Annotated in this window: 14 protein-coding genes; 9 read left to right on the top strand and 5 right to left on the bottom strand. The window is 71.8% G+C overall.

All coding sequences use genetic code 11. The features are described 5' to 3' along the window. Window positions 1–120: 120 nt before the first annotated feature. A complete protein-coding gene (locus LXM90_RS22680; protein WP_020091505.1) occupies window positions 121–1,356 on the bottom strand; it encodes an aspartate kinase in 1,236 nt (411 codons plus the stop codon). Window positions 1,357–1,582: 226 nt separating this feature from the next. Between LXM90_RS22680 and ubiG the strand changes: the two genes are divergently transcribed. The 6 genes from ubiG (at window position 1,583) to LXM90_RS22710 (ending at window position 5,783) form a co-directional block, all read left to right on the top strand. After that, complete coding sequence (gene ubiG / locus LXM90_RS22685) at window positions 1,583–2,344, top strand: bifunctional 2-polyprenyl-6-hydroxyphenol methylase/3-demethylubiquinol 3-O-methyltransferase UbiG (protein WP_020091504.1); 762 nt, start codon at window positions 1,583–1,585, stop codon at window positions 2,342–2,344. Between the two features lie 46 nt (window positions 2,345–2,390). Then, window positions 2,391–2,963: a YbhB/YbcL family Raf kinase inhibitor-like protein gene (locus LXM90_RS22690; RefSeq protein ID WP_020091503.1), complete on the top strand. Its 573-nt coding sequence runs from the start codon at window positions 2,391–2,393 to the stop codon at window positions 2,961–2,963. Window positions 2,964–3,096: 133 nt separating this feature from the next. Continuing rightward, complete coding sequence (locus LXM90_RS22695) at window positions 3,097–3,717, top strand: PAS domain-containing protein (RefSeq protein WP_234081061.1); 621 nt, start codon at window positions 3,097–3,099, stop codon at window positions 3,715–3,717. Between the two features lie 177 nt (window positions 3,718–3,894). Further along, window positions 3,895–4,020, top strand: a complete 126-nt coding sequence (ykgO, locus tag LXM90_RS22700) for a type B 50S ribosomal protein L36 (RefSeq protein ID WP_003601867.1) — start codon at window positions 3,895–3,897, stop codon at window positions 4,018–4,020. A gap of 138 nt (window positions 4,021–4,158) precedes the next feature. Further along, complete coding sequence (locus LXM90_RS22705; RefSeq protein ID WP_012317156.1) at window positions 4,159–4,770, top strand: tetratricopeptide repeat protein; 612 nt, start codon at window positions 4,159–4,161, stop codon at window positions 4,768–4,770. Next, complete coding sequence (locus LXM90_RS22710; protein WP_020091501.1) at window positions 4,767–5,783, top strand: alpha/beta fold hydrolase; 1,017 nt, start codon at window positions 4,767–4,769, stop codon at window positions 5,781–5,783. Before LXM90_RS22705 ends, LXM90_RS22710 begins: the two co-directional genes overlap by 4 nt. A 36-nt stretch (window positions 5,784–5,819) precedes the next feature. On the opposite strand, the gene pyk is transcribed toward LXM90_RS22710, so the two are convergent. The 3 genes from pyk to LXM90_RS22725 form a co-directional block, all read right to left on the bottom strand. Continuing rightward, window positions 5,820–7,256 carry a pyruvate kinase gene (pyk, locus tag LXM90_RS22715; protein WP_020091500.1) on the bottom strand — a complete coding sequence of 479 codons (1,437 nt, stop codon included), beginning with the start codon at window positions 7,254–7,256 and terminating at the stop codon, window positions 5,820–5,822. Window positions 7,257–7,395: 139 nt separating this feature from the next. Beyond that, window positions 7,396–7,878 carry a DUF1036 domain-containing protein gene (locus LXM90_RS22720; protein WP_026604677.1) on the bottom strand — a complete coding sequence of 161 codons (483 nt, stop codon included), beginning with the start codon at window positions 7,876–7,878 and terminating at the stop codon, window positions 7,396–7,398. Beyond that, entirely contained in the window at window positions 7,844–9,163 is a 1,320-nt protein-coding gene (locus LXM90_RS22725; RefSeq protein ID WP_205833368.1) for a glycerate kinase type-2 family protein, read from the bottom strand. Before LXM90_RS22725 ends, LXM90_RS22720 begins: the two co-directional genes overlap by 35 nt. A 190-nt stretch (window positions 9,164–9,353) precedes the next feature. Here LXM90_RS22725 and LXM90_RS22730 point away from each other — a divergent pair, with 190 nt between their 5' ends. The 3 genes from LXM90_RS22730 (at window position 9,354) to LXM90_RS22740 (ending at window position 10,898) form a co-directional block, all read left to right on the top strand. Next, on the top strand, window positions 9,354–10,118 hold the full coding sequence (locus LXM90_RS22730) for an N-formylglutamate amidohydrolase (RefSeq protein WP_020091497.1): 765 nt from the start codon (window positions 9,354–9,356) through the stop codon (window positions 10,116–10,118). Between the two features lie 62 nt (window positions 10,119–10,180). Then, entirely contained in the window at window positions 10,181–10,489 is a 309-nt protein-coding gene (locus LXM90_RS22735) for a DUF1244 domain-containing protein (RefSeq protein WP_020091496.1), read from the top strand. A 130-nt stretch (window positions 10,490–10,619) separates the two neighbouring features. After that, window positions 10,620–10,898 carry a DUF2312 domain-containing protein gene (locus tag LXM90_RS22740; protein ID WP_026604676.1) on the top strand — a complete coding sequence of 93 codons (279 nt, stop codon included), beginning with the start codon at window positions 10,620–10,622 and terminating at the stop codon, window positions 10,896–10,898. A 353-nt stretch (window positions 10,899–11,251) separates the two neighbouring features. On the opposite strand, the gene LXM90_RS22745 is transcribed toward LXM90_RS22740, so the two are convergent. After that, entirely contained in the window at window positions 11,252–12,289 is a 1,038-nt protein-coding gene (locus tag LXM90_RS22745; protein ID WP_020091495.1) for an aspartate-semialdehyde dehydrogenase, read from the bottom strand. Window positions 12,290–12,648 lie beyond the last annotated feature (359 nt).

Below are 12,648 nucleotides of genomic sequence, written 5' to 3' on the forward strand. Positions count from 1 at the left end.
CCGGGACGGCCGGCGCCGGATGGACCGGGTCGCTGGTCCCAGAGGCGTTCTGGGATCGGCGGATCGGCCCGTGACTGTTCAGTTCACACCACGCGCCCCGCTCGAACCCGCGTCCCAGGCTCAGGCCTGATCCAGGCCGTATAGCGAGTGAAGCGTGCGCACGGCAAGCTCCGTATAGGCGGCGTCGATCAGCACGGAGAACTTGATCTCCGAGGTGGTGATCGCGCGGATGTTGATGCCCTTCTCGGCGAGCGCCCGGAACGCCTTGGCGGCGACGCCCGCGTGGCTGCGCATCCCGACGCCGATCGCCGACACCTTCACCACGTCGGTGGCGCCCTCGATCTGCGCGTAGCCGATCTGCGCGCGGGCCTCGTCGAGGATCTTCCGGGCCCGCTCGTACTCGGCGGACGGCACCGTGAAGGTCATGTCGGTGGTCGACTGGTCGCCCGACACGGTCTGGATGATCATGTCCACGTTGATGTTGGCATCCGCCAGCGGCCCGAAGATCGCGGCGGCGACGCCCGGGCTGTCCTTGACCTTGCGCAGGGTGATCTGCGCCTCGTCCCGGGAGAAGGCGATCCCGGTGATGATGTGCTGTTCCACGATGTCGTCCTCGTCGCAGATGAGGGTGCCCGGGCGCGCGGCGTCCGGCGGATCGAAGGAGGACCGGACCGTGGTCGGCACCCGGTGGACCATGGCGAGCTCTACAGAGCGGACCTGCAGCACCTTGGCGCCCAGCGAGGCCATCTCCAGCATCTCCTCGAAGGTGACCCGCTCCATGCGACGGGCCTTCGGGACGATGCGCGGATCGGTGGTGTAGACGCCGTCGACGTCCGTGTAGATGTCGCAGCGCTCGGCCCCGATCGCGGCCGCCACGGCCACCGCGGAGGTGTCGGAGCCGCCGCGGCCGAGCGTCGTGACGCGGCCGGTCTCGTCGTGGACACCCTGGAAGCCGGCGATGACCGCGACCTCGCCCTTGGCGAAGCCCGCCTCGAGATTCTTCGGGTCGATGTCGGCGATGCGGGCCGATCCGTGCGCGTCCGACGTCACGACCGGGATCTGCCAGCCCTGCCAGGAACGGGCCTTGAGCCCGTCCTTCTGCAGGGCGATCGCCAGGAGGCCGGCGGTGACGAGTTCGCCGGACGCCACGACGGCGTCGTACTCGCGCGGATCGTAGATCGGGTTCGCGTCCTTGACCCAGTCGACCAGTTCGTTGGTCTTGCCCGACATGGCGGACACGATCACGGCGACGTCGTAGCCGGCCGCCACCTCGCGGGCGACGTGGCGCGCCACGTTGCGGATGCGGTCGACGTTGGCGACGGAGGTGCCGCCGAATTTCATCACCAGACGGGGCATGGTCTCTCGGTCGCGGGTTCCCGGTGGCGATTGGACGGGCCGCTGCAGCCCCGTCCGGACGGTGCCCGGCGGGTACAAGCGGCCCGGAGGAGTGTCAACAACCGGCCAAGCATGGCGCCCGCGCGCCGCGGCGACTTCCGGGCGATCGCCGTGCTAGAGCGCGAGCACGATGCAGGCACGAAACCGCGCGGCGGATCCCGGCCGCCGGCATGAGGACGGAACACGCATGGACAGGTCAGCCACGGACCGGGTCACGGAAGGGTTCGTCGACCGCGCCGAGGTCGCGCGCTTCGACGCGCTCGCCGCCACGTGGTGGGACGAGACCGGCCCGATGCGCGTCCTGCACCGGTTCAACCCGGTGCGGCTCGCCTACATCCGCGACGCCCTCTGCCGGCGCTTCGGTCGCGACCCGAAAGCCCCCTTCCCGCTCGACGGGCTGACGATCTGCGACGTCGGCTGCGGCGGCGGCGTTCTCTCGGAGCCGCTGGCCCGTCTCGGCGCCCGGGTGACCGGGCTCGACCCGGCCGAGCAGAACGTCGCGGTCGCCCGAACCCATGCCGAGGCGGCCGGGGTGCCGGTGGATTACCGCGGGCAGACCATCGAGGCGGTGGTCGCCGGCGGCGAGAGCTTCGACGCGGTGCTGATCATGGAGGTCGTCGAGCACGTCTCCGACATGCCGGCCTTCGTGCGGACCGCCTGCGCGGCGGTGAAGCCCGGCGGCATGCTGTTCGGGGCCACCCTCAACCGGACGCTGCGCTCCTTCGCGCTCGCCATCGTCGGCGCCGAGTACGTGCTCGGCTGGCTGCCGCGCGGCACGCACGACTGGGAGAAGTTCGTGACGCCGGACGAGCTCGCCCGCGCGATCCGGGCCGGCGGCCTCGACGTCACCGACACGGTCGGCGTCGTCTACAACCCGCTGACGGACGGGTGGCGCACCGGCCGCGACAAGGCGGTGAACTACATGGTCGCGGCCGAGCGGTCGGCGTGAACCGGTCGCGTCCGCCGCCGTTGCCATCGCGGCGGAGGACGCGGCGATGCTCGAGAAGATTCCCGGTGTGCTCGGCGAGGCGCTGTCGGGGCTGAAGGCGGGCCTGGACAAGACGACGTCCCGCGCTGACTTCCCCGACGTGCCCGAGACCGTGACGCTGTCGAGCCCGGCCTTCGCCGACGGGGCGGACTTGCCCGCCCGCTTCACGGCCGACGGCGCGGGCGTGTCGCCGCCCCTCGCCTGGAGCGGGCTGCCGGCGGGCACCGCCGCCCTCGTCCTCCTCGTGGAGGATGCGGGCAGCCCGACGCCCCGGCCGCTGGTCCATCTCATAGCCTGGTCGGTCCCGCCGGAACCCGCCGGCCTGTTGGAGGGTGCGCTGCCGGGTCCCGGCCACGCGGGCACCGTGGAGGCCGTGGGCCGGAACAGCTTCCTGCGCGCGGAATGGCTGCCGCCGGACCCGCCCACCGGCCACGGGCCGCACCCATACCTCTTCCAGATCTACGCGCTGCGGCAGCCCCTCGCCCTTGCCGAGGCGCCGGGCCGCGGCGCGCTGATCGAGGCCATGCGCGGTCAGGTCCTCGCGAAGGGGATATTGACCGGCGTTTACCATCGTCCCTGATCCGGCCGATACCGATGCGATACAGCTCAGCCCTGCAGAACTCGCGCGTTGTGCCGCATTCGTGATCTCAGTATTGTGTCGACCAACGAAGCGGTCTGGGCAGACCGCCTGAAAATGGCTGGAGATCGGGCCTGTGGGCGTCGGCGTGCGCACGAAGCGGCGGGGCGGCAGCAGTGTGGCGCGCGCGCTCGCTGTGTCGGATGTCGGGACTTGGACCTGGCACATCGCCGACGATGTTCTCCGGTGCGACCCCGTCGCGGCGACGATGCTGGGCCTGCCCCGAACGAAGAGCAGCAGCGGGACGACTTTCGGGGCCTTCCTCGACCGCATCCACCCGGAGGATCAGCGGCGGATCGCGTCGATCCTCGACGACCTCCGCCGGCAGGGCGGCCTGTACATCGCGCAGTACCGGACCGTGCCGGAGCCGGGCGAGGTCCGGTGGATCCTCGCGCGCGGCCGCTTCATCCTCGACGCGCAGGGCGGCGTCAGCGAGGCCCACGGGATCGTCATCGACGTGACCGAGCGCGGCCGCGACGGCTTCCTCGACGAATCCGCCTTCTGCGCGACCGACGTGGCCGCCGGCGGCATCGACCGGGTCGCCGAGATGGCCCTGGCCCTCTACAACGCCGCCGAGGACGGCCTGCCCCAGCCGGGGTTCGAGCGCCTGAAGCCGCTGCTCGACGTGCTGCTGCACGAGATCGGCCGGCAGCTCGTGCTCGCGCCGGCCGTGCCGGATCTCGACAGGGTTCACTGAGCCGCCCCGCCTCCGCTCGATGCCCGTCGCGCCTTGCCTTCCGGGGGCGAATCCTGATATGGCCGCGCCATCCCGCGATGCGTGAGCCGTGATCGCCGGACGCGACGCCGCGTCCAGCCTCGTGACCACGTTCCCGACACCCTACACAACGGACGGCCCTCCGGGCTCGAGAGACCCATGAAGATCCGCAACTCCCTCAAGTCCCTGCGTGGCCGCCACCGCGACAACCAGCTCGTGCGCCGCAAGGGCCGGGTCTACGTGATCAACAAGACCCAGAAGCGCTTCAAGGCCCGCCAGGGCTGAGGCAGCTCCGCCCGGTCAGGCCGGGTCGGACGACGATCGACGTTGGGACGGCCGTACCCGAAGGGGCGCGGCCGTTTCCGCATGCGCGCGGCACCGCGGCACGTTGACGGATCCCGGGCCGGCGCACAGTCTGGCCGCATGACGCCGACCCGCCTCCTCGCCGCCCTGGTCTGCCTGTCGGGCCTCGCCCTGGACATCCCGGCGGCGCGGGCGGCTCCGGAGACCGGGCGTCCCGGCCGCACCGCTCCCGAGGGGAAGCCGGCCCCCAAGCCGCCGAGCCTCGACGACCTGTTCGCCCGCCTCCGCGCCAGCGAGGACCCGGCCGAGGCCAAGGGCATCGCCCGGCTGATCGAGCGGCGCATGGCCGGGTCGGGCAGCCCGACCGCCGACCTCCTCACCGACCGCGCCCGGCAGGCGGTCACCGCACACGACTTCCCCCTGGCGGCCGAGCTGATGGACCGCGTCACCGCCCTCGAGCCGAACTGGTCGGAGGGCTGGAACCGGCGCGCGACGGTGTTCTGGCTCCTGTCCGACAAGGACGACGCCCTGGCGGACCTGCAGCGGGCCCTGGTGCTGGAGCCGCGCCACTTCGAGGCCTGGGCCGCGATGGGCCGGATCTACGAATCGCTCGACGACAAGGCGCGGGCGCTCGCCGCCTTCCGGCGGGCGCGGGCGCTCTACCCGCAGATGGAGAAGATCGGCGAGGCGATCAACCGCCTCACTCCGGAGGTCGACGGCCGCGACCTGTGAGCCGGGTGACCGCCGTCCTCCTCACCCTCCTGGCCCTGCCCTTCGCCCTCGCCGGGCTCGTCCTCGCGGCCGGCGCGCTGGCGACGCTGGCCATCACCCTGCGGGTCGGCGCCGCCCACCCGCCGGCAGGCCCGTTCGTGGCGGTCACCGGCGGCCGGCTCGCGACCCTGCAGGACGGGCCGGCCGACGGACCGCCCGTCGTGCTCCTGCACGGCGCCTCGGCCAACGCGTCGGATCCGATGGAGGGGATCGGCCACCGGCTCGCGGCGCGGGGTTTCCGGGTCATCGCTTTCGACCGGCCGGGCTTCGGCTGGAGCGAGCGGATCGGTGGCGACGCCGCCGCGCCCCCCGCGTCGCAGGCCGGACTGATCGCGGAGGCGCTGGAACGGATGGGTGTCGGCCCGGCGCTCGTCTTCGGCCATTCCTGGGCCGGCGCCCTGGCCCTCGCCCTCGCGCTGGATCACCCGGACCGGGTGTCGGCCCTCGCCCTCGCGGCGCCGGTGGCGATGCCCATGCCGGACCGGATGCCCGATCTGCCCTGGTACTGGCGGCTCGCCGTGACCCCGCCGGTGGCGTGGCTGCTCAGCCGGACGGTCGGGCCGCCCATCGCGCAGCACTACCTGCCCGAGGCGGCGCGCCGGGTCTTCCAGCCGCAACCGCCGCGTGCGGATTACCCAGACCTGGCGCGGTCGGACCTGGTCCTGCGGCCCGCAACGCTGCTCGCCAACGTCCAGGACCTGCTCGGTTTGCCGCTTGCCCTCGCGGCGCAGAGCCCGCGCTACGGCGCGATCCGCGTGCCCACCGTGGTGATATCCGGCGAGGCGGACCCGATCGTCCGCGCCGACACGCAGGCGGTGCCGCTGGCCCGCGCGATCCCCGGCGCGCGGCTGGTGCTGCTGCCGGGCATCGGCCACATGCTCCAGTACGTCGCCGCCGATCGGGTCACCGAGGAGGTGGCCCGGCTGGCCGGCGCGACGGGCGCGGCCGGCCCGGAGCCGGCCGTCGCGCACTGACACGCCGGCCGGTCCCGCTCTCGTATCCCGGTGGCGTCAGGCCTTCTCGGCGTGCTCGCGGGTGATGAAGGTCAGCCGCACGAGGTTGGTGGCGCCCGGCGTGCCGAACGGCAGGCCGGCCACGACGATCACCCGGTCCCCCACGGCGGCGAACTTCTCGCGCACGGCGAACTTGGCGGCGCGGAACGACATGTCGTCCACGTCGCTGGCGTCCTTGGTGACGATCGGGTGCGTGCCCCAGGCCAGGGCGAGGCGCCGGGCGGTCTCGCGCCGCGGCGTCAGGGCGATCACGGTGGCGTTCGGGCGCTCGCGCGACAGGCGCAGGGCCGTCGAGCCGGAATTGGTCCAGGCCATGATCGCGTCGAGACTCAGCGCGTCGACCATCTGGTGCGCCGCCGCCGCGATGGCGTCGGCGGCCGTCTCGTCCGGGGTCGCGCTCTGCGCCCGGATGATCGACCAGTAGATCGCGTCCCGCTCCACCTGCTCGGCGATCCGGTTCATGGTCTCGACCGCCCCGATCGGGTGGGCGCCCGAGGCGCTCTCCGCGGAGAGCATCACGGCGTCCGCCCCCTCGTAGACCGCCGTGGCGACGTCGGAGACCTCGGCCCGGGTCGGCACCGGCGCGGTGATCATCGATTCGAGCATCTGGGTGGCGACGACCACCGGCTTGCCGTAGCGCCGAGCGCCGCGGGTGATGCGCTTCTGAACGCCCGGCACCTGCTCCAGGGGCATCTCCACGCCGAGATCGCCGCGGGCGACCATCAGCCCGTCGGAGATCTCGATGATCTCGTCGAGACGCGCCAGCGCCTGCGGCTTCTCGATCTTGGCCATCACCAGGGCGCGGCCGGCGCAGACCTTCTTCACCTCGGCCACGTCCTCGGGCCGCTGGACGAACGAGACGGCGATCCAGTCGGCGCCGGCGTTCAGGCCGGCATCGAGGTCGGCCCGGTCCTTGTCGGTCATCGCCGGCACCGGGATCACGGTGTGCGGCAGGGACACGCCCTTCCGGTTCGAGATCCGGCCGCCGACCTCGACGCGGGTCACGGCCCGGTTGTGCGCCGTCTCGAGCACGGTCAGCCGCAGCTTGCCGTCGTCGACCAGGATGGCGTGGCCCGGCTCCAGCGCCTCGAGGATCTGCGGATGCGGCAGGTGGCAGCGCGCGGCGTCGCCGGGGGTCGGGTCGCCGTCGAGCACGAAGGTGGCACCGGCCTCGATCATCGCGGCGCCCTCCGCGAAGGTGCCGAGCCGCAGCTTGGGTCCCTGCAGGTCGACCAGGATGCCGATCGGCCGCTTGGCCTCGCGCTCGATGGTGCGGATCGCCTCCACCTTCTCGGGCAGCTTCTCGCGCGGGAGGTGGCTCATGTTGAGCCGGAATACGTCGACGCCCGCGCGGAACAGCCGCTCGATCATCTCCGGCGAATCGGAGGCCGGACCGAGGGTGGCGACGATCTTCGTGCGGCGTGACCGTTTCAAGCGTATTTCCTCCGTGTTCTCGTTGCCGCGCGGCGTCGAGCGCCGGCGGTTGAAAGATCTGGCTCAGGGAGCGCAGATCGGCTGTGAGCATCTCGGGCCGGACAGCGTCAAGACCGCGGTCTCGGCCGCCGCCTTCACATTACGGTTTCGCCGGCGCGTCCGGCCGGTTCGGATCCGTGAGCTGGATGGTCCAGCTCTTCTGCTCGCCGGTGTCGACTTCGAAGAAGCCGTTGCGGTCGTAGCCGCGGGCGAGACAATCCTCGATGCCGCGAATCGTGAACTCCGAATCGCGGGTGCACATCAGCGAACGGCCGCTCCACTCGCCGCCGCGCGTGTAGTCGACCGCGAAGACGTAGTAGAACCGCGCCGCCAGCGCGCCCTTGAGCAGCGTCTCGCAGGCCTTCGGCGCCAGATCCCACCAGCCCTCCGTCACCCAGCCCTGGGGATCGCGGTAGCCCAGCGAGATCCCGACCTTGCTGGCGGTCTGGTTGCACAGGCGCAGGTCCGCCCGGGCGGGGCTCGCGCCGAGGAGCGCGAGGCCGAGGACCGTGACTGCCGGGAGGAGCTGAGCCGCCGAGACGCGAGAGCTAATTGACGAGGATGATGCGGCAGTCGTTGACATTGGTACAGGTCGGACCGGGGTTCACGAGGTCGCCGAGGGCCGCGAAGAAGGCGGTGGAGTCGTTCTGCTCCAGCATCGCGGCCGGGTCGAGGCCGGCGGCCCGGGCCCGTTCGAGGGTCGTGGGGTCGACGAGGCCGCCCGCCGGGTCGGTGGAGAGGCCCCGCCCGCCGTCGGTCCCGTCGGTGTCGGCGCTGATGCCGAAGATGCCGGGCTCGCCGTCGAGCGCGACCGCCAGCGCCAGGGCGTATTCCTGGTTCGGGCCGCCATGGCCCTCGCCGCGGATGGTGACGGTGAGTTCGCCGCCGGAGATCAGCGCGACGCGCTTGCCGGCCGCCTTGTGGCGCTTGGCCTCGGCCGCGTGCTCGGCCGCGACCTCGCGGGCCTCGCCCTCCAGGTCGGCGCCCAGGAGGATCGGCTCGTAGCCGGCCGCGCGGGCCGCCTCGGCGGCGGCGTTCAGGGCGTCGATCGGCCGGGCGATGATGCGGTACTCGGCGCGGGCGAAGGCGGGATCGCCGGCCTTCGGCGTCTCGTTGTTGGGGTCGTTCAGGAGGCGCACCGCCTCCTCGGGCAGCGGGATGCCGCGCTTCTCGCAGATGGCCCGGGCATCGGCCAGGGTCGACGGATCGGGCATGGTCGGCCCGGAGGCGATCACCGCCGGATCGTCGAAGGGCACGTCGGAGATCGCCAGCGTCAGGACGCGCCGGGCATTGCGGGCCGCGAGGGCCAGGCGGCCGCCCTTGATCCGCGAGATGTGCTTGCGCACCGTGTTGATCTCGCCGATCGGCGCGCCGGAACGGAGCATCGCCCGGGTGATCGCCTGCTTCTCGATCAGCGTGAGGTCGCCGGCGGGGGCGATCCAGTTGGCCGAGCCGCCGCCCGAGAGCAGCACCAGGACCTCGTCGTCGGGCCCGGCCTCGGTGGCGAGCCGCAGCGCTTCGCGGGTCGCCGAGATGCCGGCCTCGTCGGGGACCGGGTGGCCCGCCTCGACCATGTGGATCCCCGGCGCTTCCTGCCCGTAGCCGTGCCGCGCCACCGCGAGGCCGACGATCCGGTCGTCACCCAGCCCGTGCTTCTGCCGGTAGAAGCGGCTCGCCACGGCGCTCATGCTGCCCGCGGCCTTGCCGGCGGCCAGGATGATCAGGCGGCCCGGGCTCGGCTCCGGCAGGTGCGGCGGCAGGCAGAGATCCGGATGGGCGGCGCGGATCGCGGCCGTGAGGATCGAATCGAGGAGCGCGCGCTGGTCCCGGGTGGCCGCGTCGGTGACGGGCGGAACGGTGTCGGTCATGGCGTCGAACGGGCTCCTCTCTCCATTGTGTCGCGCGATCCCCGCCCGTTTCTTCCCTGGGCGGCGGGCCCGTTTCTTGCCGTGAGCGCACGATCCTTGATAGGTGATCTGCCCGAGCGGCCGCGCGACGGCAAGCGCCATCGGTGCCCTCGCACAGATCTGAAGACCTCTCTGAAGACCTCGGAGCCCCGTGACCCGACCGGAGACAGAATCGGCCGTCCCGCCCGCGCATCCCTGCGAGATCATCCCCGGCGACCCCGCCTGCGGCCTCGTCATCGCCTGCGACCACGCCTCGAACTTCGTGCCGCCGGACATCGCGCTCGGCGTGCCCGCGTCGGAATACGCCCGGCACATCGCCTACGACATCGGCGCGGCGGCGGTGACGCGGAGCCTCGCGGCGCAGCTCGGCGCCCCGGCGATCCTGACGAACTTCTCCCGCCTCATCATCGACCCGAATCGCGGGCGCGCCGATCCGACGCTGGTGATGCGCCTGTCCGACGGCGCCGTCGTGCCGGGCAATGCCCGGATCGACGAGGCCGGGAAGCAGGCCCGGATCGCGCGGTTCTACGCGCCGTTCGACGCGGCCATCGACGACGCGATCGCCGCCGCCCAGGCTGCGGGCCGGCCGCCCGTGCTCCTGACCATGCACAGCTTCACGCCCTACTGGCGCGGAATCGCGCGGCCCTGGCAGGTCGGGATCCTGTACGACCGGGACGACCGCTTCGCCCGCCCGCTGATCCGCGCGCTGGAGGCCGATCCGGCCGGGCTCACCGTCGGCGACAACGCGCCCTACGGCGGCGGCCTGCCGGGCGACACGATCGACCGCCACGCCACCGCGCGCGGCCTCGCGAACGCCCTGGTGGAGATCCGCCAGGACCTGATCGCCGGCGCGGACGGCCAAGCGGAGTGGGCGGCGCGCTTCGCCCGCGTGCTGCGCCCGCTGCTCGCGGCTTGATCTCCGCCGGGCCGACCCCGAAATCGGGTGTGGCCCGCCCGACCCGAAGAGAGTTGCGACCGATGAGCGAGATCGATCCCAGGACCCAGACGGAACTCGAGGCCGCGGTCTTCCGCCGCCTCGTCGCGCATCTGCGCAACCGGACGGACGTGCAGAACATCGACCTGATGAACCTGGCGGGCTTCTGCCGGAACTGCCTGTCGAACTGGCTGAAGGACGCCGCCGACGAGACGGGCGTCGCGCTGACCAAGGACGAGAGCCGCGAGGCGGTCTACGGGATGCCCTACGCCGAGTGGAAGGCGCGCTTCCAGACGGAGGCGAGTGCGGAGCAGCAGGCGGGCTTCTCGGCCGCGCAGGCCAAGGACCATTGATCAAGGACCATTGATGCGGCGGCCGGACGGCGGCGAATCGGCTAAGCTTCCGGTAAGGCGCGCCCGTTAACCACGGGTCCAGGGCGCAACCGCGCCGTGCATTCGGGAGAGCCCCATGAACGCCCATTCGATGCCCACCGCCGCGCAGCGGCCCGGCGGCGACGTCTCGTCGGCCGAGGGCGTGGCCGCGGACGAGCTGAAGCAGTTCATCGAGCGCCTGGAGCGTCTCGAGGAGGAGAAGGCCGGCATCATGGGCGACATCAAGGAGGTGTTCGCCGAGCTGAAGGGCCGGGGCTTCGACGCGAAGGCCGTCCGGACGATCCTGCGCATCCGCAAGCAGGACCACAGCGAGCGCCAGGAGCAGGAGGCGATCCTCGAGCTCTACATGCAGGCCCTCGGCATGGCGTAGCCGGACCGAGCGGCGAGAAGTCCGCCCATTTCGCGCCCGCGTGCCCGACGGAACCGCACCGCGGCGGCGGCCGGAAGCGGGACGATGCGACGGTCGGTACCAGCAGGCGGATATCGGTGACGCCTGACCCGCTTCCGGCCGTCGATGACCGGAATGGTCGCGGCGCTCAACGAGCGGCCGCGAAGCCTCTCGGCTATGAACAGCCGGCCCGCGCACGCAGTGCGGACACGTCGCGGACGGAAGGTCCGCACCACCGATCCGCGTCACGATCCCGAGCCGTGACGGATCCTCGGGACCGTGTCCCGAGGATCCGTCGGACAGAGCCCCCTCCCCCAGCGGGAGAGGAAACAGTCTCAGGCGGCGCGCTTGGCGCGGTTCAGCAGCTTGCGGTTGACCAGCACCTCGGCGATCTGGATCGCGTTGAGGGCCGCGCCCTTGCGCAGGTTGTCCGAGACACACCAGAAGTTCAGGCCGTTCTCCACCGTCGCGTCCTCGCGGATGCGCGAGATGTAGGTCGCGTCCTCGCCGGCCGCCTCGTGGGGGGTCATGTAGCCGCCGTTCTCGCGCTTATCGATCACCAGCACGCCGGGGGCGGCGCGCAGGATCTCGGTCGCCTTCTCGGCCGTGAGCGGCTGCTCGAACTCGACGTTCACCGATTCCGCGTGACCGATGAAGACCGGCACGCGGACGGCGGTCGCCGTCAGCTTGATCTTCGGGTCGAGCATCTTCTTGGTCTCGGCGACCATCTTCCACTCTTCCTTCGTGTAGCCATCCTCCATGAACACGTCGATGTGAGGGATGACGTTGAAGGCGATGCGCTTCGTGAACTTGCCGCCCTGCTTGATCTCGCCGGCGGTGAACACGGCGCGGGTCTGGTTGAACAGCTCGTCCATCGCCTCCTTGCCGGCGCCGGAGACCGACTGGTAGGTCGACACGACGACGCGCTTGATCGTGGCCGCCTCGTGGAGGGGCTTCAGCGCGACGACCAGCTGGGCGGTCGAGCAGTTCGGGTTGGCGATGATGTTGCGCTTGGTGAAGCCCACCACCGCGTCGGCGTTCACCTCGGGCACGATCAGCGGCACGTCGGCGTCGTAGCGGAACGCCGACGAGTTATCGATGACCACGCAGCCCTGCTGGCCGATGCGGGGCGACCACTCCTTCGACGCCTCGCCGCCGGCCGACATCAGGCAGATGTCGGTGTCGGAGAAGTCGTACGTGTCCAGCGTTTTGACCTTGAGCGTCTTGTCGCCGTAGGAGACTTCCTGACCCTGGCTGCGGCGCGAGGCCAGCGCCACGACCTCGTCGGCGGGGAAAGCCCGCTCGGCCAGGATATCGAGCATCTCGCGGCCCACGTTGCCCGTGGCGCCGACGACGGCGACCTTGTAACCCATCTCTCGTCTCCGCGCGGAAAACCCCGACCGATCCGGGTGCCGCGCCTGTGCCAGTACAATCGGCCGAAGGATCGTTCGTGCCGGACGCGCCCGCCAAACGGGCGCGGCCGCAGACCCCGTCCTCCGCGGAGGTGGGGGCGACGGCCGGGTCGAGCAAGGCGCGCAAGGGCGCGTGCTGTCAAGGCCGCCGACGGCGCAACACTCGATTCACCCTGCCTCCGGAAACCCGGTGACGGTCTCGGGCCGGCAGAGGGAATTCAATCCTTCGGCGCGACGCTGGCGTCCACCCCGCGGCCTCCCGCCGCCACGGAGCACGACCCTGACCGGAACAGCGCCCCTCGTCGATCGGATCGGGCTCG

Source organism: Methylobacterium oryzae, from assembly GCF_021398735.1.
In the GTDB taxonomy this organism is placed as follows: domain Bacteria; phylum Pseudomonadota; class Alphaproteobacteria; order Rhizobiales; family Beijerinckiaceae; genus Methylobacterium.